The organism is Sciscionella sediminilitoris (genome assembly GCF_000737195.2).
Lineage (GTDB): Bacteria > Actinomycetota > Actinomycetes > Mycobacteriales > Pseudonocardiaceae > Sciscionella > Sciscionella sediminilitoris.
On record NZ_JALM01000114.1, the window covers coordinates 1 to 21,329 of the forward strand.

At 65.6% G+C, this 21,329-nt stretch carries 19 protein-coding genes, 1 tRNA gene and 1 riboswitch; of the genes, 13 read left to right on the forward strand and 7 right to left on the reverse strand.

Features of this window, described 5'->3' with window-relative positions; all coding sequences use genetic code 11:
- Window positions 1–180 precede the first annotated feature (180 nt).
- From AD72_RS36070 to AD72_RS38265, 4 genes are all read left to right on the forward strand, one after another.
- Window positions 181–384, forward strand: coding sequence for a hypothetical protein (locus AD72_RS36070; RefSeq protein ID WP_082469262.1), 204 nt, complete (start codon window positions 181–183; stop codon window positions 382–384).
- A 575-nt stretch (window positions 385–959) separates the two neighbouring features.
- Window positions 960–1,388 (forward strand): DUF6292 family protein, encoded by a 429-nt coding sequence (locus tag AD72_RS31535; protein WP_037348012.1) that lies wholly within the window; start codon window positions 960–962, stop codon window positions 1,386–1,388.
- A gap of 754 nt (window positions 1,389–2,142) precedes the next feature.
- Entirely contained in the window at window positions 2,143–2,856 is a 714-nt protein-coding gene (locus AD72_RS31540; RefSeq protein WP_051899226.1) for an ANTAR domain-containing protein, read from the forward strand.
- A 385-nt stretch (window positions 2,857–3,241) separates the two neighbouring features.
- The gene (locus tag AD72_RS38265) at window positions 3,242–3,643 is read left to right on the forward strand and encodes a transposase family protein (protein WP_425480793.1); all 402 of its coding nucleotides are present in this window, start codon (window positions 3,242–3,244) and stop codon (window positions 3,641–3,643) included.
- Window positions 3,644–3,712: 69 nt separating this feature from the next.
- Here AD72_RS38265 and AD72_RS31545 read toward each other — a convergent pair whose 3' ends face one another.
- From AD72_RS31545 to AD72_RS31555, 3 genes are read right to left on the reverse strand one after another with little or no spacing between them, the layout of a single operon-like run.
- Window positions 3,713–5,776, reverse strand: a complete 2,064-nt coding sequence (locus tag AD72_RS31545; RefSeq protein WP_031470295.1) for a xanthine dehydrogenase family protein molybdopterin-binding subunit — start codon at window positions 5,774–5,776, stop codon at window positions 3,713–3,715.
- Window positions 5,773–6,777, reverse strand: coding sequence for an FAD binding domain-containing protein (locus AD72_RS31550; RefSeq protein WP_031470296.1), 1,005 nt, complete (start codon window positions 6,775–6,777; stop codon window positions 5,773–5,775). The genes AD72_RS31545 and AD72_RS31550 overlap by 4 nt, the downstream gene beginning before the upstream one ends.
- On the reverse strand, window positions 6,774–7,307 hold the full coding sequence (locus AD72_RS31555; protein ID WP_031470297.1) for a (2Fe-2S)-binding protein: 534 nt from the start codon (window positions 7,305–7,307) through the stop codon (window positions 6,774–6,776). Before AD72_RS31555 ends, AD72_RS31550 begins: the two co-directional genes overlap by 4 nt.
- A 92-nt stretch (window positions 7,308–7,399) precedes the next feature.
- Here AD72_RS31555 and AD72_RS36860 point away from each other — a divergent pair, with 92 nt between their 5' ends.
- The gene (locus tag AD72_RS36860) at window positions 7,400–7,903 is read left to right on the forward strand and encodes a hypothetical protein (protein WP_156365460.1); all 504 of its coding nucleotides are present in this window, start codon (window positions 7,400–7,402) and stop codon (window positions 7,901–7,903) included.
- A 148-nt stretch (window positions 7,904–8,051) separates the two neighbouring features.
- Here AD72_RS36860 and AD72_RS38270 read toward each other — a convergent pair whose 3' ends face one another.
- Window positions 8,052–8,309, reverse strand: coding sequence for a DUF2180 family protein (locus AD72_RS38270; protein WP_082469264.1), 258 nt, complete (start codon window positions 8,307–8,309; stop codon window positions 8,052–8,054).
- Window positions 8,310–8,781: 472 nt separating this feature from the next.
- Window positions 8,782–8,846: riboswitch (Fluoride riboswitch) on the forward strand.
- 1,193 nt (window positions 8,847–10,039) lie between these two features.
- On the opposite strand from AD72_RS38270, the gene AD72_RS31560 reads away from it, so the two are divergent.
- The 7 genes from AD72_RS31560 to nrfD all read left to right on the forward strand — a co-directional run bounded on the left by AD72_RS31560 (window position 10,040) and on the right by nrfD (window position 19,648).
- Window positions 10,040–10,134 (forward strand) — tRNA-Sec (locus tag AD72_RS31560).
- A gap of 91 nt (window positions 10,135–10,225) precedes the next feature.
- The gene (gene selD, locus AD72_RS31565; RefSeq protein WP_031470298.1) at window positions 10,226–11,221 is read left to right on the forward strand and encodes a selenide, water dikinase SelD; all 996 of its coding nucleotides are present in this window, start codon (window positions 10,226–10,228) and stop codon (window positions 11,219–11,221) included.
- A gap of 5 nt (window positions 11,222–11,226) precedes the next feature.
- Window positions 11,227–12,519 carry an L-seryl-tRNA(Sec) selenium transferase gene (gene selA, locus AD72_RS31570; RefSeq protein ID WP_031470299.1) on the forward strand — a complete coding sequence of 431 codons (1,293 nt, stop codon included), beginning with the start codon at window positions 11,227–11,229 and terminating at the stop codon, window positions 12,517–12,519.
- On the forward strand, window positions 12,510–14,306 hold the full coding sequence (selB, locus tag AD72_RS31575; RefSeq protein WP_031470300.1) for a selenocysteine-specific translation elongation factor: 1,797 nt from the start codon (window positions 12,510–12,512) through the stop codon (window positions 14,304–14,306). Before selA ends, selB begins: the two co-directional genes overlap by 10 nt.
- Window positions 14,307–14,373: 67 nt before the next feature.
- Window positions 14,374–17,622, forward strand: a complete 3,249-nt coding sequence (gene fdh, locus AD72_RS31585; RefSeq protein ID WP_231645081.1) for a formate dehydrogenase — start codon at window positions 14,374–14,376, stop codon at window positions 17,620–17,622.
- Window position 17,623: 1 nt separating this feature from the next.
- Window positions 17,624–18,559 carry a 4Fe-4S dicluster domain-containing protein gene (locus AD72_RS31590; protein ID WP_031470303.1) on the forward strand — a complete coding sequence of 312 codons (936 nt, stop codon included), beginning with the start codon at window positions 17,624–17,626 and terminating at the stop codon, window positions 18,557–18,559.
- A gap of 21 nt (window positions 18,560–18,580) precedes the next feature.
- Entirely contained in the window at window positions 18,581–19,648 is a 1,068-nt protein-coding gene (nrfD, locus tag AD72_RS31595) for an NrfD/PsrC family molybdoenzyme membrane anchor subunit (protein WP_031470304.1), read from the forward strand.
- Between the two features lie 72 nt (window positions 19,649–19,720).
- Here the strand turns inward: nrfD and AD72_RS36865 are convergent, their stop codons facing one another.
- Window positions 19,721–20,185, reverse strand: coding sequence for a hypothetical protein (locus AD72_RS36865; protein ID WP_156365461.1), 465 nt, complete (start codon window positions 20,183–20,185; stop codon window positions 19,721–19,723).
- An 89-nt stretch (window positions 20,186–20,274) separates the two neighbouring features.
- Here AD72_RS36865 and AD72_RS36085 point away from each other — a divergent pair, with 89 nt between their 5' ends.
- Window positions 20,275–20,448, forward strand: a complete 174-nt coding sequence (locus tag AD72_RS36085; RefSeq protein WP_082469266.1) for a CsbD family protein — start codon at window positions 20,275–20,277, stop codon at window positions 20,446–20,448.
- 179 nt (window positions 20,449–20,627) lie between these two features.
- On the opposite strand, the gene AD72_RS31600 is transcribed toward AD72_RS36085, so the two are convergent.
- Together AD72_RS31600 and AD72_RS38275 are read right to left on the reverse strand one after the other, a co-directional pair.
- A complete protein-coding gene (locus tag AD72_RS31600; RefSeq protein WP_031470305.1) occupies window positions 20,628–20,909 on the reverse strand; it encodes an RNA-binding protein in 282 nt (93 codons plus the stop codon).
- Window positions 20,910–21,032: 123 nt separating this feature from the next.
- Complete coding sequence (locus AD72_RS38275; RefSeq protein WP_082469267.1) at window positions 21,033–21,299, reverse strand: PASTA domain-containing protein; 267 nt, start codon at window positions 21,297–21,299, stop codon at window positions 21,033–21,035.
- Window positions 21,300–21,329: the final 30 nt, after the last annotated feature.

Sequence of the window (21,329 nt, forward strand, 5' to 3'; positions counted from 1 at the left end):
TTGGGAGACACGCCCTAGCTACCAGAACCGTGCAGCCGCGGCCGAAAAGGCACGCTGCTAAACGAAGGCATCGGCTGGGGCGGATTCGGCGTTTACCGGCCAGTGCTACGGGTACGAATGCACCGAGGCCGACGGGCAGATCGCCCACCAACAACGGCCCCTCAGAAAGGAGGCATCATCATGCCCGACCCGAATAACCCAGGCCAATTCGGTAATCGCGAGGACACCGAAGAACAGGCCGCGCAAGGTGGTCAGGCAAGCCCTGGTCAATTCGGGGCCAGTGAAGGCGCCGATCCGAAGGAGGCCGGAAGGCAGGGTGCTCAGGAGCAACCCCGCGAAGCTAAAGCTGAAGGCGGCAGGCAGAGCGGGAGCGGCAACGAGTAGACCGACAAACGTCGGCGCTCATACGGCAGGAGAGTCGAGCGACGCAGCAGGCTCGACTCTCCTGCCGGACATGCGCGTCGAGGAAACACCTCCGGTTAATTAGCGCTGGCCACCGTTCCAATGATCTCGCTGAAACGAGAAGCTGAGCGAGATATCCTTGCAATTCTGAACCATACGGGCGTTCGTGTGTGGTTGCCACCGGATGAGCTGGATACGCACCTCCTGGGCGGTTAAACCGTTGCCGCCAGCTGTCCTTCTCCTGACTGGGTGCCCGACCGCGGGCGGTGGCGCGCTGCCACAGAACACGAGAGGTCGGTATCGTCCATGTTGTTGAGAACAATTTTACTGCTGTCACATCAGGTTATCCATCAGTACCCTTACGTTCCAAAGCCCGAGCGAAAACAGCTGCGAGCCGGGACCTGGGGTCGCGTACACGCGGATGCAAACGACGACCGCACCGCGGCTGCAGTGCAGCGGATCTCGGACAGAATGTCCACCCAGTCCAGCGACACGCACCGTGATCCCGGCAAACCGTACCTCCGCGTCGGGCTCGGGATCGGGGTGGCGAGTTGACCATGTCCAGATACCTCACCGGCGACTACGACGCACCCATCTCCACGCTGGAAGCGGCGCTACACAACTACATCGCCCAGATCGCTGCCGCACTCGGTGTCGGCACGGAAGCGACCTTATGCGAGCTCAGCGACTGGGCCAGCGCCTACATCGCCTTGTCTGAACGGTGCCCTGCCCACCCTGGGCAGGACCTTGCGCTGCTGTGGGACCAACAATACGGCTGGGCTCTAGCCTTAGAACCGTACCCGGGCGGCGCTCTGAGTATCCTGACTTACTACGGTCGCAGCCTCATACCAACTCCTGATGAGCTACTCACGTTCGTAACCACCCAGCTCGACGAACTGGACCAGCCCGGTCCGGCACCTGTCGCCCCGCATTTCGCTGACACCGAGCTGGTCGACAGCCTGGCCCCCTACGCTATTGACGAATAACCGGGCACCTACGGGCGGGTTGGGGCCATACGCGACGGTCAAACGAGGCGTGTTACCGCATCCGGTGGGCCAAGCAAGAGCATGTCAACGCTGCACCCCGGGACGGAGGGCGTGGTTACGAGTAACAGCTGCCGGAGTTCATCCTGCACCGCCTCGCTCGTTACTTCTCCTGTACTGACCAACCATGTTCTTCGGCGAGTCCTTCCCGGTACCCGAGTCCGCCGGTGCGGTAGCAGCAGGGGCACAGACTTCCCGACTCAGGACCAACAACAGTCTGCACCTCCGTCTCCCATCCGCCGATCGGCATCGCGACGAGCAGCAGGTGAGCAGGATGCCCTAACCAGGACCCTCGCAATGACCGCGTGATTGTGCTGTCCACTGGTATTCAGCGCAACAATTTTGGGCAGCAGCTGGCCTTCTGGCAGTTCATACTCTGGTGGCTGGCGATCCCCGGCGCGCTACAACTCTGCTGGCCGATACCGGATGAGCTGCACCGTCGTTTGAGAACGGATCGACCTGGTCCAGGCTCGGCCCACGCCGTGTAGTGAACTGTCGGACCGGCCGGCTTCCCGACGGCCGGGTGGCTGCGGCCGGAAGCGTTAACGTCAGCCCTTGTGTGGGTAAACCCCAAGAATAGGGCGGTCGCGATGGTGGTCGTCCTGACCAGATACTCGGTACCTGGCCCCAATTGAGACCGAGCGGACCTTCAGCATTTCCTCATGGCGGGCCGGGCGCCCTTCGTGGAAGGTACCTTTTGCAGCCCGAACATACCGACCAGCTCATAACCAGCCTGCGCACCGCCGCGCAGCGCATCACCGGAACACGCAGCCTCACCGATTTGGAAGCCACCCTTGACCAGATCATGGCCGCAGCCGTGGACACCGTGCCCGGCGCGGATGCCGGGGGTATCTCCCTGACGGAGCAGAATCGGGTCAGTTCGCGGGCTCCCACCAGTGAGGATGTCCGCAAGCTTGACGAGCTGCAGAATTCCCTACACGAAGGCCCTTGCATCACCGCCGCGGAAGACCCGCCACCGACCGGACTGGTGGTAGCCGACGACCTGGCTGACGAAGACGCCACTCGCTGGCCAGATTTCGCACCGGCCGCGGTCGAAGCCGGCTACCGCGCCATGTGCTCCACCGAGTTGTCCACTGCCCCGGGCTGGCGGGCCGCGTTGAACCTCTACGCCGCCCAACCGCACGTGTTCGACCTTTCGGCCCAGCTCACCGCCGGTCTGTTCGGGCTGCACGCCGCGCTGCTGCTCTACGGCGCCGACCAAGCCAGCAACCTGAGCCGCGCCCTGGCTACCCGGGACGAGATCGGCCAAGCCAAAGGCATCCTGCGCGAACGCTTCAACGTCGGCGACACCGAAGCTTTCCAAATGCTGACCAGCGCATCCCAAGATACCCACCTCAAACTCGTTGACGTCGCCCGCTGGCTCACCACCGACACCGAACGCCGCGAGTAGCACTCATCAAACCACCGGCGCCACTCACGAATCGCTCGCCCAAAGCACACTCCGACTGCCAGCAACCGTCCCAGCTGTCGACGACAGGCTGACCCCGCCACGGCGGTGTGCGCGCGCCAATGCTGCGGCAGGAATGACGCAGCTCGTGCGGAAGGAGGCAGCGGCGTGGTCCAGGAGGCAGCCAACCACTGGCGACTCCGACCGCCCTCTCAAAAGGCTCCTGGGGTCTTTCGCGGTAACAGCTCTGCCGCACTTTTCGTGAAGACACGTGCGTAACTGTCCGTTACGGACTGTCCAGAATGGAATAATATTATCGTGTCATGCTAATAATGATTTCTGTCTAAGGGATTTGCTTCCTCATCTCACGGATGTGGTGGTCGATTCGGTGAAGGCTTGCGATGCGGGCACGGAGATTTGGGGCTCGGCGAGATCGGGCTGGGCGCGGTGCCCGCGGTGCGGAACGATGTCGTCCCGGGTGCATAGCCGCTATCAGCGTACGCTGGCTGATGCAGCGATCGCAGGAAGACCGACGACTCTGATGTTGCGAGTGCGGCGTTCGCTCCGGTGGTGCGCCTGTGCTGTTCTGCGCGGGGTGTTTTGTTCCGCCCGCGCCTTCAACGCCGGGCCCCATGCCTGGGTCAACACCCTTCCCATGCGAGCCCGTCCGGAAATTGTCGCATCCACTGCATCACACGTCGAAACCTCCACAGCGACGAACGTGGCCGAGGTGACGACCGAACCTGTCGGCCAGCCGACTCCGATCCGCGGACGAGCAGGGAATCGTTAGACGAAGCGTTGGCGCTCGCCTCGGAATTAACCGATGGGCAGCGCCTAGTACCTCGGGCAGAACACCGTGCTAGAACAGTTTGTCGAGCGTTACCGGCAGGTCGCGCACACGTATTCCGGTTGCGTGGTAGATGGCGTTGACCACAGCGGCGGCGGTGCCGACGATCCCGATCTCGCCGATTCCTTTGCTGCCGATCGGGTTGACATACGGGTCGTGTTCGTCGATCCAGTCGGCGCTGTGCTCGGCGATATCGGCATTGGTGGGTACGTGGTACTCGGCGAGATCATCATTGACCACGTGCCCGGTGCACGGATCGCAAATACCGTTTTCGTGCAGCGCCATCGAAAGCCCCATGGTCATGCCACCAAGGAGCTGCGAGCGTGCGGTGACCGGGTTGATGATCCGGCCGGCTGCGAAAGTGCCATGTAGGCGGGAAACTTGGATCTCTCGTGTGTCAGCGTGTACCCGCACCTCGGCGAACTGGGCGCCGAAAGCGTACATCGCGTACTGCTCGGCTGCCGGGTTGCTCGAGGTCTTGCCGTGAGCTTCGGCGCCGTCGGGTGGGGCGGCGCCGAATTTCTTTCGCATTGCCCGTGCCGCGTCCACTACGGCGGTTCCCCAGGTGGTCATTCCGGAGGAACCGCCCGCCACCGATGCGGTCGGGTATGCCGTGTCCCCGATACGTAGCTCCACTGACTCGGTGGGCATAGCGAGGGCGTCCGCGGCGATCTGGCGTAGTGTGGTCCAGGTGCCGGTGCCTAGTTCCGCCGCGCCGATTTCTACCGTGTAACGGCCGACCGTGTATCGGATGCGGGCGGTCGCTTCCTGACGGTTCACCGGGTACATCGAGGCGGCGACACCGGTGCCGAGCAGCCAGTCGCCGTCTCGGCGCGTGCGGGGGCGTGGGTCGCGTCCTGCCCAGCCGAATCGCTTCGCGCCAGTACGGAGACAGGCCACGAGGTTCCGGGTGGAGAACGGCTTCCCGGTGTCCGGGTCGCGTGCGGGCTCGTTGCGTACCCGTAGCTCTATGGGGTCAATGTTCAACTCGCTGGCGAGCTCGTCCATGGCGACTTCCGGGCCGAACATGCCGGGACACTCGCCGGGGGCACGGACCCAGGACGGTACCGGCACATCCAGCGCGGCGAGCCGGTGTGTGGTGTGCCGGTTCGGTGCCGCGTACATCACTCGTGCCGGCATGGCAGACTGTTCGGCGAACTCCTTGATGCGCGAGGTCTGCTCCACCACGTCGACCGCGATCGCGGAAAGCCTGCCTTCATCGTCCGCGCCGAGCCGGATGCGCTGGATCGTCGGTGTGCGGTACCCGGTGTGGATGAACATCTGTTGGCGTGTCAGAGCCAGCCGCACCGGCCTGCCAGGTACCAGGCGGGCAGCGAGGGAGGCTACAACGGTGTGGGCGTGTACGGTGCCTTTTGACCCGAACCCGCCGCCGACGTATGGGCAGACGACCCGTACCCGTTCCTGCGGCAGCCCGAACAGCGACGCGATCGTGGCGCGTGCCGGGTGTACTCCTTGAGTGGAGTCCCACAGTGTCAGCGTTCCCTTATCCCACAGGGCGGTGCTCGCGTGCGGTTCGAGCGGGCTGCTGTAGGTCATGGCTGTGGCGTAGCGGCGCTCGATCCGCACCGCCGCGCCGGGCAGCGCCGCGCGCACGTCCCCTTCCTCGCTGTCGGCGGCGAAGTCCGAGCTGGCGTACAGGTCCTGACGGTCCTCGCCGAGCACGACGTCGTGGTCCCATTGCTCGTACTCGATCACGACTCGGTCTGCGGCGTGTCGGGCGGTCTCCGAGCTTTCGGCGATGACCAGTCCGATGATCCTGCCCCGGAACGGCACCCGGTCGTCCTGCATGATCGCCAGCTCGGTGTCGCTGGTGTCGGCGATTCGCTCGGCATCGAACAGGGTCAGTACCCGAAGGACACCGGGCATCGCCTCGGCCTCGGTTGTGTGCATCCTCATCACTCGACCACGGGCAATCCCAGCTTGCACCACGGTGCAGTACACGGCGTCGGCGAGGTCTGCTTCGTAGGCGTATGGGGCGGTTCCGGTCACCTTCGCGGCGCCGTCGACACGGAGCATTTCGGTGCCGACGGCGTTTGTTTCCAAGAGTTCGGTCATCCGGTGCCCTCCTGTTCAGCGAGCTCACGCAACGTGGCGGCCAATGTCCGTGTCGCGAGTGGGACCTTGAACGCGTTGCCACCGTCGATGCCCTCTAGGGGGCGAGCCTGCTCGAGTTCGGCTTGTGCGGCGTTGCGGTAGCTCTTCTCGGTTGCCGGTGCGCCGCGCAGCGCATCTTCGGCGCGGTAGGCACGCCATGGCTTGTGCGCGACGCCGCCGAACGCGATGCGCACGTCCTGGATTACACCGGCGTTGACCGAGAGCGCGGCTGCGACCGAAAGCAGCGCGAAGGCATACGACTCGCGGTCACGTACCTTGCGGTAGGCGGAGCAGCGGGCGATCGGCAGCGGTGGTAGCTCGATCGCGGTGATCAGTTCGCCATGCTGGAGTACCGTGTCATGTTGCGGTTGATCGCCCGGAAGCCGATGCAGCGAGGTGAACGGCAGTGTGCGTTCCCCGCTGGGCCCCAGCAATCGCACTCGTGCGTCCAGCGCGGCCAGTGCGACGGCCATGTCCGAGGGATGCGTCGCGAGGCAGCTGGTGGAGGCACCGAGGATCGCGTGGTGGCGTGTGGATCCGCCGATGGCCGAGCAACCCGAGCCGGGGGTCCGCTTGTTGCATGGCGCAGAAACATCCTGAAAGTAGACACATCTGGTGCGCTGTAACGGATTACCTCCGGTACTTGCCACGTTGCGCAGTTGCGGGGAAGCACCGGAAAGCAGGGCTCTGGCCAGTACCGGGTACCGTTCGCGGATCCTGTGATCCGCGGCAAGGGTACTGTTGCGGACACCGGCGCCGATGACCAGTAGGTCACCGCATTCCTCGATACGGTCCGAAGTCACCGCTGTCACATCGATGATCCGGCTGGGACTGCGAACACCGAGCTTGAGATGGTCGACCAGATTCGTGCCCCCGGCGAGAAACGCGGCCGAATGGTCCGCGGCGGCTGACCGCACTGCTTCGGTTGCGGTCGCCGGCCTGCCGTAGGCGAACGGTTTCATTCGGCCTCCGTGTTTTCGTTCCGTGCCGCTTGCCGGATCGCGGCGCGGATGCCGCGATAGGCACCGCAGCGGCAGATGTTGCCGCTCATCCGTTCCGCGATCTCTTTTTCGGTCCATTCCGGATCAGCACGAACGTCGTCGGCCGCGTTGCTCGGTGTCCGCCGGGTGAACTCGTCGAGCATGCCGACAGCTGAGCAGACCTGGCCGGGAGTGCAGTAGCCGCACTGGAGCCCATCGCATTCGACGAGCGCACGCTGAAGCCGGTACCCAACTCCGGTGAGGCCCGCGGCAGTGATGATCTCCGCGCCGGAACAGGTCACGGCGAGCAGTAGGCAGGTGAGCTCACGTCTCCCGTCCACCAGCGCTGTGCACGCGCCGCACTGTCCGTGGTCGCACCCCTTCTTGACACTGAAGATCTCCAATTGCTCACGCAAGAGATCCAGTACCGTTCTGCGAGGGTCGACCACGACTCGGTAGGTGCTCTCGTCCACATGCAGCCTGATGGTTTCCTCGCTGTCGCCGATCGGCATGTCTTTCCTTCTCCAGACGGGTCGTCCTCTTGTGGATACCCACCGCACGTACGTTTACCCATCGCGATGTGCGGTAGTCCGGTGGAGATGTCTTGACCAGACTGCCGACCTACACTCCTGATCACCAATCCTCCTTGGCGCTGCGAGTCTCAGCTCACCTCGACCGGGCCACGCGCGAAATCCGCCTTGTCCGCAGAGCAGCTTTCAGCTCCATCACCGAAGCATCCGCCGACGAGACCGAATCACACCTGCTCTGCCCGATCGATCATGCGCGCCCAACACTGCTATCCCAAGCCGCAGTGCTCACCGACTGTTTAGCCGATGACGAGGAGCAGGGAGACCGGACGACTGCGATCCTCTTGCGATACCCACATGCCATGGTCGCGGCCGTTCTCGGACCGCACGAAGCGAGCATCGAGTTCCGAGACGGCAGTCAGTGGCACCTTTCCACTTCCGGAGCACCGTCCGACGTGCTGCCATCGGCAGCCTGTGCCTGGTATCTGGCGGGATTGCCGCTGACAGACCTCGAATCAGTTTTCACCCTGAAACTTGGAACAGCCACGCACCATATAGCCATCCGGCAAAGGTCCACCTGAGAAACTGGGCCGGTATTCGGCGAGCGGACTGGCATCATTCCAGAGCCGCACCAAAACACCTCCGGAACGGTCTTCCCGGAGAGCCGCTCGTCGGCGGCATCCCACACCGCCCCACCCGGCACTCCGCAATCTCCCGTCTGTGGCCACGCTACACGGGTGCGGATTCCCCGGCGGGCACAAACCGATAAGCCTGGGCGTGATGAGCGCTCAGCGCTGCCGTGCAGACACGGCATGCAAGCTTGCGGGTCTCGACGAAGGTTTCTTCGGCCGAGGAGAAGCCCGATGGGTACTTAATCGTACTCACACCAACATGTGCGCAGTCTCGGCATACTCCCGCTCCACACGTCGTGCAGATCGCCACAGCGGATTTGAATTCACCATGTTCGGCGCAGTCAAAGCAGTTCATGATGCAGTCCCTTCTCAGAGGGCTTCTGACTACTCGAAACAACCCTGATTCGAATAGCGTTTACCGGTCAAGGCTACATCGGCGCGCGCTCGGCCTCGTCCGTTCGCCAGCCGTTTGACGCTGCGCCCGCGACAACACCGCGGCATTCGCCGCCCGGTCGCCTCAGACCAGAACTCGCGATACGTTTTCTCGTTCTCAAGCGTGGGCGAAGTTGTCGTTACCGGCACGAAAAGATCGCCCCTCTAGCTGATCTGAGCCCGCTAGCAGGCTTTCGCAGGCCAGCAACGTTTCGGTGCCCGCGGTTGCACGAGTTTAACCGTTCTCCGCCAGCTCGAGTATCCCGCGAACGTTCCCGTCAACCGTTCCCGTCAACACGACAACCCGCCGGAATCGCTCGATCAGCCGCACTCGCCGCACGGGAATAGACGTAGTATTCACACAATGCTTGCTTGTGCGGCGAGGACCAGCAACACTGGAACGCGGTGATGAGGCCCACCACCAACCGGGTGCTGCTGCCCTGATGGCTTCTACCTTGCGAAGAGCAGGAGGGTAGTGGCGCATATGGGCAGAGCTACTAACGCGGCGTCGACATGTTGCTGGACGAGAGGCAACCATGATGTTGCGCTCGAGACGCGGATAGTACGCGCCTACCAACGCGGTGGCCTATCGATCCGACAGATCTCGGGCACCTTAGAGGTTTCGCGCCCTCGTGTAACACAGGTGCTGCGTACGGCCGGAATGAAGATTCCCCCACGTGGAAGCGGGCGCCGGCGTCCGGCGCGGCGCGTGACCGATCCAGCGGGACTGACCGAACAACTGGCATGGCTCTACCTTGCCCAGCGCTTGTCGTCGCGCCAGATCGCGAAATTATTCAGCGTTCCGGAGCGACGGGTACGCACCCGGCTGGTCGAGCGGGGCATCACTCGGCGGCCCCGCGGGGGCGGGGACCGAGCAGATCGGCACACCTTGAATGTGCAGCTGGTGTCCGAGCTCTACAACGAAGACGGTCTGTCGCTGCGCGAAATCAGCGCACAACTCAACGCTCCTTACGGCAGCACGATACGTACTGCACACGATGCTGGTTTGCGGGTACGCGCTTCGGGGCGGGCTCCCGGTGGCATCGCCTTGATCCACGCCTTGTACGCCGACGAACGGGTCGCGAACCTGTTGACTCGGTACCGGATCCCGCACGTGCCCGCGGGACGGCCCCTGTGGGAACGGTTCCCGGTCCCGGTAAACCTGTGTCCAGATGCTTTGCGGGCACTGTACTGCGACGCAGGCTTGTCAGCGATACAGATCGAGATGGTGACCGGTCAAGCCCGCGCTACCATCCGAAAAGCCTTGGAGCGCCACCAGATTCCACGCCGTCCACCCGGTGGCCGTTCCCCATTCTGGTACCGCGCGCGTGCCCGTCAGCAGTGTGCCCTATTCCAGACGGGGTCAACGAGGCAAGTGAGCCAATAGTCACCGGCATCCCGGCCAGCCAACGCGACGAGTGGGAGACGCCGACACCATACCCATTCTGAGCGATCAAGCGGTGTCCGTGCGCCCATCCGCCAGTGGCCCGGCGCCGAGACGGACAAAGGCGAGGCCAGCCGGCGCAGGTCGGCGAGCACACACCGTAGGGACCTACCAGATTTCGGCATAAGGCCGACGACGATGAGGATCCTGCTTCATTGCAGAGCCCACGGTTTGCCGAGCTTGGTAGGCTCGCGCTCCGTCGCCTGCGTGGAGGGGCATGTGTCCTGGTGGGCGCCGCGGTCTTCAAAACCGACGAGGTCGAGCATCTCGACCTGGCGGGTTCGATTCCCGTTCCCCTCCGCCACCTCCTCTCTCAGATTCAGGTTTGCGTCGTTTCCCGGCGGGGTAGTCACCATGGCAACGTGTGCCCGGTCGAAGCGCAGGAGGACGCCTGGATGTCTGAGTCCGTGCGGATGACTCAATACGCCCACGGGGGTGGGTGTGCGTGCAAGATTCCTCCAGACGAGCTGGAGCGGGCGGTCTCAGGGCTCGTCGGTCAGAACACGGGCCAGCGTGAGCTTCTGGTAGGGCTCGACGACGGGGATGACGCCGCGGCCGTCCGGCTCGACGGGGATACCGCTGTCATCGCCACGACCGACTTTTTCACTCCGGTTGTGGATTGTGCGTATGACTGGGGTCGGATCGCTGCCGCGAACGCGTTTTCCGACGTGTACGCCATGGGCGGCCATCCGGTGCTTGCGGTGAATCTGGTCGGATGGCCGCGGGCGACCTTGCCCATCGAGTTACTGACTGAGGTGTTGCGCGGCGGTGGAGATGTCGCACGGGAGGCCGGTTGCCCACTTGCGGGTGGGCACAGCATCGACGATCCCGAGCCGAAGTACGGACTTGCCGTGACCGGACTCGGCAGCGTGGACCGGTTGCTGAGATTGGACACCGGTCGGCCCGGCACCCCGTTGTCCTTGACCAAACCGCTCGGGATCGGGGTACTCAACAGCCGGCACAAGGCCACCGGTGACCGATTCGAACAGGCAGTGGCGGCCATGACGACACTGAACCGGGCGGCATCCGAGAACGCGGTCCGGTGCGGGGTGCGCTGCGCAACGGACATCACCGGATTCGGCTTGCTCGGGCACCTGTACAAACTGGCACGCGCCAGCGGGGTCAGCGCCCGGATCGATCCGGGCGCTGTGCCCTATCTCGATGGGGCCCGCGCGGCGGCTGCCGAAGGGTTCGTCAGTGGCGGCACTCGGCGCAACCTGGACTGGGTGTGGCCGTATACGAGCTGGGGTGCCGAGGTGGCCGAGGTTGACCGGCTCCTGCTCGCCGACGCGCAGACCTCGGGCGGGCTACTTATCGCCGGAGAGATACCAGGCGCGCCGGTCATCGGGGAGCTGACCGAAACGACAGACACTCGGCTGGTGGTGGGCTGATGCCGATGACCGATCCCCGCAGGACCGTGCCGGGCACCGACACCATCCTCGCCGACCCACGGTTGACCGCCATGCGCGAGCAGCTCCATCCGGCTGTTCTCAAGCGCGCGGTCCATGCCGCACAGGACGCTGTGCGTGCCGGTCATCTCCGGCCGGACGGAGTGGTCGACGCCGTGCTGGCCGCGGCCCCGGTCCGGCCGTGCTCGCTACGGTCGGTACTTAATGCCACCGGGGTCGTGGTACACACCAATCTGGGCCGGGCGCCGCTATCCACCCGCGCCCGCGAAGCGATACGAGAGGCCGCGGGATACGTCGACGTGGAGTACGACGTCGGCAACGGTACTCGCGCCCGCCGTGGCACGGCGGCCACGACCGCGCTGTGCCGGACAGTCCCGGCGGCCGAGGATGCGCTCGTGGTCAACAACGGTGCGGCCGCACTGGCACTGGCCGCCGCGGCCCTCGCGAACGATCAGGAGATCATCGTCAGCCGCGGCGAACTCGTGGAAATCGGCGACGGATTCCGGATACCCGAGCTCCTCGCCGCTACCGGGGCCCGGCTGCGTGAGGTCGGCAGCACCAACCGGACGGCACTCTCCGATTATGCTGCGGCATTGGGACCGCAAACCGGGTTCGTGCTGAAGGTGCACCCCTCGAATTTCACTGTCCGCGGTTTCGTCTCCTCGGTGTCGGTGTCCGAACTCGCCGGTCTCGGGGTTCCCGTGGTGGCGGACCTCGGTTCGGGACTGTTGCACTCCGACCCGCTGCTGCCCGATGAACCAGCCGCACAGAGCTGGCTCAGCGCGGGGGCGAACCTGGTGACCGCGAGTGGCGACAAACTACTCGGCGGGCCACAGGCCGGGCTATTACTCGGGAGGCGGGATTCTGTGCGGCGACTGCGCGGTCATCCGTTCGCCCGCGCGCTGCGGGTCGACAAGCTCACGCTCGCCGCGCTCGAGGCGACGTTGCTCGACGCTGCCGACTCTCCGGTACGTGCTGCCCTGCACGCCGATCCCGACTGGCTGCATCGGCGAGCCAGCGCACTCGTCACCGACCTCGCCGCCGACGGCGTGCCCGCCGAGGCCGTGCCCTCGACTGGCGTCGTCGGTGGCGGAGGTGCTCCGCAAGCGCGGCTACCCGGCTGGGCCATAGCGCTTCCGGAGCGATTCGCCGACATGTTGCGTGCGGGACGCCCGTGCGTGGTCACCAGGATCGAAGCCGGACGATGCCTGCTCGATCTCCGCTGTGTACCCGCCGATGCGGACGAACAGCTCGCGGAAGCGGTGCGCGCATGCACGTGATCGCCACCGCGGGCCATGTCGACCACGGCAAGTCCACGTTGTTGCGGGCGCTGACCGGGATGGAGCCCGACCGATGGGCCGAGGAGCGCAGGCGCGGTATGACCATCGATCTCGGGTACGTCTGGATGTCTCTCGGCGGCCACGACGATCTGGTGTTCGTGGATGTACCCGGACACGAGCGCTTCATCACGAACATGCTGGCCGGTGTCGGCCCGGTGCCCGCCACCCTGCTCGTGGTCGCCGCCGACGGCGGCTGGTCCGCGCAGACCGAGGAACACGCGACCGTATTGCAGGCCCTCGGCGTCGAACACGGGGTCATCGCGGTCACCCGCACTGACCTCGCTCCTGCCGGACCCGCGCTGGCCGAGGTACGCCGAAGGCTCGCGGGCACCTCCCTTGCCGGAGCGGAGGCCGTCGCGGTCAGCGGTATCACCGGCGCGGGACTGGACACCTTGCGCGCAGCGCTGGGACGCCTTGTGGCGCGGATGCCGTCCCAGCCCAGCTCGGCCACGCGTCTGTGGGTGGACCGGGTGTTCACGGTTCGTGGCGCGGGAACGGTGGTGACCGGGACACTGACCGGCGGCACGATCGGGGTCGGCGATGAGCTGGTGCTGTCCCCGTCCGGACAGCCGGTGCGCGTCAAGGGCATGGAACGGCTCAAGCAGCCGGTGGGTTACTCCTCGGCGGTGGCGAGGGTAGCGGTGAACCTGCGCGGTGTCTCTCGCGACCGCGTCCACCGGGGCGCTGCCCTGCTCGCACCGGGCCGATGGGCCGCAGTGTCCACTATGGACGTGCGGATCGACGAGGGCCACCGGCTGCCACGCACGCCGATGCTGCACGTGGGCGCTGCCGCCGTTTCGGTGCATCTGCGCCCGCTCGGCGAACGCACCGCCCGGCTGCGGTTGCGGCATCCGCTGCCGATCCACACTGGTGAACGGCTCATCCTGCGCGCCCCCGGCACCCGTGAGGTAGCTGGAGCGGTGGCTCTGGACATCGACCCGCCGCGGTTGAATCATCGCGGTGCCGCCGCACACCGGGACGTCGAACTCGCCGCACTCACCGGTGCCCCGGACCCGGCGACCGAGGTACACAGGCGTGGCAGTGTACGGGTGCACCGACTGGTGACCTCGGGGATAGTCGAGCCGGACGCATGCGTTCCGGATGGGGTCGTGGCGGTGTCCGGCTGGTGGGTGGCGCCTGCACGCTGGCAAGGCTGGACACGGGAACTAACCCGGCTCGTGGAGCAGCACGCGCGGCAACGACCGCTGTCCCCCGGCCTTGCTCCCGCTATCGTGGCCCGCGCGCTGGGGCTGCCCGGACGGGAGCTGCTCGCACCGCTCGTCGCCGCCTGCAAAGACCTCGTCCTCGACGAGCACGGTGTCCGTTCCCGTACCGCGAGTCCGGTGTTGCCCGCCGGTGCGGCCGAGGCACTCGAGCGGCTGTACGCCCGCATGCGCAGACGCCCGTTCGCCGCTCCTGACCAGCCAGAACTCGCCGACGCCGGGCTGCGCACCGAGCACCTCGCCGTCGCCGTCTACCGGGGCGAGCTGCTCCGCATAGCCGACGGCGTCTATCTGTTGCCCGATGCCCCTAACGAAGCAGCACGCAGACTCGGCACCCTCGACGCTCCGTTCACGATGAGTCAGGCGCGCCGTGTGCTGGACACCAGCAGGAGGGTGGCCGTGCCGCTGCTGGAGTTACTCGACCGGAATCGGGTCACGATCCGCGACCACGAGGACCGTCGCGCCCTGACCGGCAGACCGTATCCGGTGGACCCGCGACCATGACCGGATGCATATTTGCCTCCCGGATGGGTACCCGCCGAGAGGCAGAGCACCGGATCCGGAGGTGACCGTGGCCGCACGAGGATGGCTGGGCTGGCCCGTGCTCCGCCAGTTCACCGGTACCGACCGCAGCGGACGCGGCGCCGCAGCGAAAAGCCGCGGCAGCGCGGACATATCGCCACGCACCGAGGAGGCCGACCGGGTCGTCAAGTCGGTGTGTCCCTACTGTGCGGTGGGCTGCGGCCAGAACGTCTACGTGCGCGAGGGAAAGGTCACCCAGATCGAGGGTGACCCGGACTCCCCCGTCAGCCGCGGCCGGTTGTGTCCGAAAGGCTCGGCATCCCTGCAACTGACCACAGGTCCGGGCCGGGAACACCGGGTGCTCTACCGCAGACCGTACGGCACCGGCTGGGAACGACTCGACCTCGACACAGCGATGGACATGATCGCCGAGCGGGTGATCGAGACCCGCCGGGCACGCTGGCAGTGGGAACAAGACGGCGCCCGTACCCGGCGCACCTTGGGGTTCGCGAGCCTGGGCGGTGCCACACTGGACAACGAGGAAAACTACCTGATCAAAAAGCTGTTCACCGCGCTCGGCGCGGTACAGATCGAGAACCAGGCACGGGTTTGACACTCCTCGACGGTGCCCGGTCTGGGCACCTCCTTCGGTCGCGGCGGCGCCACGACATTCCAGCAAGACCTGCAGAACTCCGACTGCATCCTGATCGAGGGCTCGAACATGGCCGAGTGCCACCCGGTCGGCTTCCAATGGGTGATGGAGGCCAAGGCACGCGGTGCCCCGGTCATTCACGTCGACCCGCGGTTCACCAGAACCAGCGCGCTCGCCGATCTGCACGTGCCGCTGCGCGCCGGCACGGACATCGCTTTCCTGGGCGGCATCGTCAACTATGTGCTCACCGAGGAGAAGTACTTTCACGACTACGTGCTGCACTACACGAACGCGGCTTCGATCGTGACGCAGGAGTACGCGGGTCCCGAAGACCTCGATGGGTTCTTCTCGGGATTCGACGCCAAGGACCGGCACTACGACTTCCACACCTGGCAGTACGAGGATTCTCTGGTGCAGGCCGCCTCCGGTGAGCGGGATATGGAATACGAGGACCGCGCTGGCGCGGATGTGCGGGCAGCAGGGCGCGGTGAGGCGCACGGGTCCGGCGGAGCGCGCTCGGGTGGCGCGCCCAGCGACCCGACACTTCGCCACGAACGCACGGTTTTCCAGATCCTCAAACGTCATTTCGCCGCGTACACACCGGAGATGGTCGAACAGGTATGCGGAGTGCCTCGGGAGAAGTTCCTGCGCGTTTGCGAATATCTCACCGAGAACTCCGGGCGGGACCGGACCACGGCATTCGTCTATTCGGTCGGCTGGACCCAGCACACCGTCGGGGTCCAGTACATTCGCACCGCGTCCATTCTGCAGGCGTTGCTCGGCAATATCGGCAGGCCCGGCGGCGGGATCCTCGCACTGCGCGGCCACGCTTCGATCCAGGGCTCTACCGATATCCCGACCCTGTTCAACTTGCTGCCCGGCTACATCCCGATGCCGCACGCGCACGCCAACGAAGACCGGGCGGCCTTCTTGGTGGCCGAGAGCACCGACAAGGGGTACTGGGCGAACATGGGCGCCTATCTCACCAGCCTGCTCAAGGCATGGTGGGGTGACATCGCGACCGAGGAAAACGACTACTGCTTCGACTATCTGCCACGACTGACCGGCAGCCACAGCACCTACGAGACCGTGATGGCCCAGATCGACCGGGAGTGCGTCGGCTACTTCCTCTATGGCGAGAACCCCGCGGTCGGATCGGCGAACGCGAAACTGCAGCGGCTCGGCATGGCGGCCCTCGACTGGCTGGTGGTCCGCGACTTCTCTCTCATCGAGAGCGCCACTTGGTGGAAGGACGGCCCTGAGATCGAGAGTGGCGAACTGTCCACCACGGACATCGGCACCGAGGTGTTCTTCTTACCTGCCGCCGCGCATACGGAGAAGGACGGCAGCTTTACCAACACGCAGCGCATGCTGCAGTGGCACCACACCGCCGTCGAACCGGGCGGTGAGGCGCGCAGTGACCTGTGGTTCACCTACCACCTCGGCAGGCGTATCCGGGAGAAGCTGGCCGGCAGTACCGAGGAGGCCGACCGCCCGGTGCTCGACCTGACCTGGGATTACCCCGTACACGGCCGAATCGCCGAACCCAAGGCCGATGCGGTGCTCGCCGAGATCAACGGCTGGGACGCCGAGGGCCGGCCGCTGTCCAGCTATGAGCAGCTCACCGAGGACGGCAGCACGGCATGCGGCTGCTGGATCTACTGCGGCGTGCGCGCCGAGGGCGTCAACCAGGCCGCGCGGCGCACCCCGGGCATCAAGCAGAGCTGGGTTGCGGGCGAATGGGGATGGGCCTGGCCTGCCAATCGCAGGATCCTCTACAACCGCGCATCGGCGGACCCGGACGGTCGGCCGTGGAGCACACGCAAGGCGCTCGTGTGGTGGGACGCCGAGCAGCAGCGCTGGACCGGGCACGACATAGCGGACTTCGCCGCCACGAAGCCACCGGACTACCGGCCTTCCCCGGACGCACGCGGTCCGGCGGCACTGGCCGGGGACGAACCGTTCGTGATGCAGGACGACGGGAAGGCCTGGTTGTTCGCCCCGGCAGGGCTGGTCGACGGTCCGCTGCCCGCGCACTATGAACCGCAGGACTCCCCCTTCGACAACCGGCTCTATCCGCAGCAGCGCAACCCGGTGCGACAAGTCCTGCCGTACCGGGGAAGGCACAATCGCCTGCAGCCGAGCGGCAGCCAACCCGGTTCCGACGTCTTCCCTTATGTGGCAACGACCTATCGGCTCACCGAGCACCACACCGCCGGTGGGATGAGCCGCTGGCAGCCTTACCTCTCCGAGCTCCAGCCGGAAATGTTCTGCGAGATCTCCCCCGAGCTGGCAGCGCAGCGCGGCATCGAACACCTCGGCTGGGCAACGATCGTGACCTCCCGCGCGGTGATCGAGGCCAAGGCGCTCGTGACCGACCGGATGAGCCCGATCACCGTGCAGGGACGCACGCTGTACCAGGTCGGACTGCCTTACCACTGGGGTCGCAATGGTTTCAGCACCGGGGACGCGGCCAACGAGCTGGCCGCGCTTTCTCTCGATCCGAACGTGCACATCCAGGAGGTGAAGGCCTTCGCCTGCGACATTCGCCCCGGCAGGCGCCCGGACGCGGCGGGAAGCGACGCACTTGTCCGGGAATACCAGCGCAGGGCAGGGATCACAGACGAGACCGGGACGGAGATCTGAGATGACCGAACGAACACAGCACGATCCCGCGACAGTGAGCGGATATCCGGACCATCCGCCGCGGATGGGCTTTTTCACCGACACCTCGGTATGTATCGGCTGCAAAGCCTGTGAGGTCGCCTGCAAGGAGTGGAACCTCATCCCCTCCGGCGGACTGGACCTCACCGGAATGTCCTACGACAACACCGCCGGACTCGGTGCCGACACCTGGCGGCACGTGGCGTTCATCGAGCAGCGCAAACCGGTCGGGTTCCAGGACGCCGGGATGCACCACACCGGCGATGTGCTGGCGATGGCCGAGCAGGGTACGGCCACCGCGCCGGAAAACGCCGCGATGAACCCGACCACGCCCGGCGAAGGAGGCGAGTTCCGCTGGCTGATGGCCAGCGATGTGTGCAAGCACTGCACCCACGCCGCCTGCCTCGATGTGTGCCCGACCGGTTCGCTGTTCCGCACCGAATTCGGCACCGTGGTCGTGCAGGAAGACATCTGTAACGGGTGCGGCTACTGCATACCGGCCTGTCCGTACGGAGTGATCGATCGACGTCCGGGCGACGGGAGAGCATGGAAGTGCACCCTGTGTTACGACCGCATCGGTGCGGGGGCTGAACCGGCCTGCGCCAAGGCCTGTCCGACCGATTCCATCCAATACGGGCCGCTCGACGAACTCCACGAACGAGCCGAGCAGCGAGTAGCACGGCTGCAGGATCAAGGTGTCGCCGAGGCGCGGCTCTACGGCGCGGATCCCACCGATGGCGTAGGCGGAACAGGCGCGTTCTTCTTGCTACTCGACGAGCCGGAGGTGTACGGGCTGCCGCCGGACCCCGTGGTCACCACACGCGATCTGCCCTCGATGTGGCGGCACGTCGCCGCAGCTGCGGTGACCCTGGCCGGAATAGCCGCTGTCGCCTTCGGTTCCACACTCGGCAAACGCTGACCAAGCACTGAGGAGGCCCTCATGGCCCGATCGCCCCATGCTGACCGCACCAAGGATGCCGTCACCGGCGGGCGCGGACGCGGGCGCAGGGAACGACCGATGGTTCCCGACGCCGAATTCGGCTCCTACTACGGCCGCCCGGTACTCAATGCCCCGGTGTGGCAGAGTCCCGATGTTCCCGGTTACCTGTTCCTCGGCGGGCTCGCCGGAGCGAGTTCGCTACTCGGCGCCGGTGCCGCGGTCAGCCATCGACGGGCACTCCAGCAGCTCACCACGGCCGCCTCGGCCGGTGCCGCGCTGGCCTCGCTCGGCGCCCTCGTGCACGATCTCGGCAGGCCGGAGCGATTCCTCAACATGCTTCGGGTGTTCAAACCGAGCTCTCCGATGAGTGTGGGTTCGTGGCTGCTGTCCGGCTACGCACCAGCGGCAGGGATCGCTGCGCTCTGGGCTCAGCGCGATCGTCTCACCCGGCTCGCGGTGGCCAAGCGGGTACTGCGGTGTTATCCCAGGACGGCCCGGCTCGCGGGCGGCGGTGCCACCGCGGTTGCCGCCGTGACCGGGCCCGCCGTGGCGGCCTACACCGCAGCGCTGCTCAGCGACACCGCCGTGCCCGCCTGGCACGACGCCTACCGCGAACTGCCGTTCGTATTCATCGGCTCGGCGGCACAGGCGGCCGGCGGTCTCGCACTGTTCGCACCACGGCACGAGACCGCACCGGCACGACTGCTCGCGATACTGGGCGCCGGTTGCGAACTGACGGCCACCGCCGGTCTGCGCGACCGGCTCGGCATGGTGGCCGAACCCTATGACCGAGGCCGGGGCGGTCTCTGTCTCCGGGTGAGCAAGGCGCTGACACTGGTTGGAGCCGTCGGCGCGGCGGTTTCCGGGCGTAGCCGGAGTCTCGGTGCGATGTCCGGCTTCGCGTTGCTTGCGGCCTCGGCGGCCACCCGCTTCGGCGTTTTCCACGCCGGGATGGCCTCGGCGAAGGACCCGAAATACACGGTCCGTCCGCAGCGCGAACGACTCGAGCACCGGCGGACCGCATCCGGGATCGGGTCCGCCGGTTCGGAGGAGGACACCGAAGACTAAGTCCGAGGGGCCTGGCCGCTCCCGCACCGCTCATCGATGAAGTCCGCACGGATGCGCGGTATCGATCAGCGGTCAGACCGGTGGTTCCTCAACGGTGTGCAGGCGCGCGCTGGGATCGTCATCCTCCGGTTCGCCACTTTCAGCGGACACAGCTCGCGGATGACGCTCTTCGCCGCCGTGTATGGCCCGGGTCTGTTCGGTGATTCGTTCTTCGAGGGCGTTGACGGCTTCTCTGGGACGATTCCGCGGGTCCTCCGGGAGCCGGACCGGTTCCTCGAGTCTCCGGCGTACCTGCGTCAAAAAATTCTCGTCAGTTGTCATGAGTCGCTCGAGGTCAAGACTCTCCGGCAATCGTCCGCCGGCCTCGTGTTCGGTCAGATACGCCACGGCACATTCGACAACTCGACGTGGAGTAGACCGGGAGCCCACCTGCCTGAGCACGGAAGCACCAGCATACCAATGCGACACGGCACGGCCATGCCGAACGACCGCGAACTGACCTTCTCCGAGATCCTCGACTCGCAACTCTTCCGGCATAGCTGCCCTCCCTTCCGCTTTGGCATACCCGCGCCCCATGGAACGAAACGCGCAAGCATACATCGACTACCTGGGGGTACTCCCCGTCTATGGATGACGAGACAAAGAACAAAGCTGAAGAATTGCAGGGTAAGACCAAGGAAAAAGCAGGTGAAGTGACCGACAACGAACAATGGCAGATGGAGGGCAAGGCTCAAAAGACGAAGGGCAGCCTCAAGCAGGCAGGCGACAAATTACGCAAGGCGCTGAAGCCCAAGCGTTAGCGGCAACCCGAGTACCTCTTGCGCGCCGAGGTCGGCTCGGCCGAGTTCCGGCGGACTCCTTGCCGTAGGTAGGGGCGACGTCGGGCTCGGCCTCTTCCACGCTTCCTATGAGCTCCAGCTGCTGGCTTGTTTTGTCTACGTGGTCTTCGTGCCATGGAACGGAAATCCCGGGCCGAACCTCAGCCAGCGAGCCGTTTTCGTAATGCGGTCAGATAGCGGGCGTCGTGTTCACGCAGCTCGTCCAGATCGATGTCGTGCGGGATGGAGCCGGCCGAGCGGCGTTCCAACAGGTATCGCATCGTCTGCTCCACGACATGTGTCGCCGCGGTTCGAGGAAGGAGCAGGTCATCGAACAATTCACCGCTCATGGTCACGCGATGGTGAGTGGTGGCCACCCCACGTCGGATCGTGACCGCACACGAATCCCCGTTGAGCCGCTCCACGTCAACCTGTTCGGTCATCTCGGACCTCGTTCCTCCACTGCGCCCCTCGGGCCGCCACCTTCCGTGTGCGATTACCGGTCGCGGGTGCCCTCGGGTGAAAAGATACCCGGAGCCGGCACGTGCAAACATTCCAGCGAACGGCTACGGCTTGGGTGCCGCAGCCGTGGTCAGGTCTGGATCGAGGACCTTCTGTCCGGCTCGACCGTTACCCGACCACAGTGTTACGTCATTCCCGATATCGACCGAGGCTCCTGGCGCGGGGTCCTGGCGGACAATAGTGCCGTCGATCGGCTCGGGCGCATGCTGCGGACCGCAAGGCGGTAAACCGGTCCCCCGGACCGCTCCACACGCCTCGACAACGCCCAAAACCCTGACGTCGGGAACCTCGACTCTGCGTTCGTGGGACATATGACGGCGGTAAAGGTTGTCCCGTAATCA

Coding starts and splice junctions, on each gene's coding strand:
- AD72_RS36070 (WP_082469262.1), top strand. CDS start 181: ATGCCCGACCCGAATAACCCAGGCCAATTCGGTAATCGCGAGGACACC.
- AD72_RS31535 (WP_037348012.1), top strand. CDS start 960: ATGTCCAGATACCTCACCGGCGACTACGACGCACCCATCTCCACGCTG.
- AD72_RS31545 (WP_031470295.1), bottom strand. CDS start 5,776: ATGACCGAACTCTTGGAAACAAACGCCGTCGGCACCGAAATGCTCCGT.
- AD72_RS31550 (WP_031470296.1), bottom strand. CDS start 6,777: ATGAAACCGTTCGCCTACGGCAGGCCGGCGACCGCAACCGAAGCAGTG.
- AD72_RS31555 (WP_031470297.1), bottom strand. CDS start 7,307: ATGCCGATCGGCGACAGCGAGGAAACCATCAGGCTGCATGTGGACGAG.
- AD72_RS38270 (WP_082469264.1), bottom strand. CDS start 8,309: ATGAACTGCTTTGACTGCGCCGAACATGGTGAATTCAAATCCGCTGTG.
- selD (WP_031470298.1), top strand. CDS start 10,226: ATGTCTGAGTCCGTGCGGATGACTCAATACGCCCACGGGGGTGGGTGT.
- selA (WP_031470299.1), top strand. CDS start 11,227: ATGACCGATCCCCGCAGGACCGTGCCGGGCACCGACACCATCCTCGCC.
- selB (WP_031470300.1), top strand. CDS start 12,510: ATGCACGTGATCGCCACCGCGGGCCATGTCGACCACGGCAAGTCCACG.
- AD72_RS31590 (WP_031470303.1), top strand. CDS start 17,624: ATGACCGAACGAACACAGCACGATCCCGCGACAGTGAGCGGATATCCG.
- nrfD (WP_031470304.1), top strand. CDS start 18,581: ATGGCCCGATCGCCCCATGCTGACCGCACCAAGGATGCCGTCACCGGC.
- AD72_RS36865 (WP_156365461.1), bottom strand. CDS start 20,185: ATGCCGGAAGAGTTGCGAGTCGAGGATCTCGGAGAAGGTCAGTTCGCG.
- AD72_RS36085 (WP_082469266.1), top strand. CDS start 20,275: ATGGATGACGAGACAAAGAACAAAGCTGAAGAATTGCAGGGTAAGACC.
- AD72_RS31600 (WP_031470305.1), bottom strand. CDS start 20,909: ATGACCGAACAGGTTGACGTGGAGCGGCTCAACGGGGATTCGTGTGCG.
- AD72_RS38275 (WP_082469267.1), bottom strand. CDS start 21,299: ATGTCCCACGAACGCAGAGTCGAGGTTCCCGACGTCAGGGTTTTGGGC.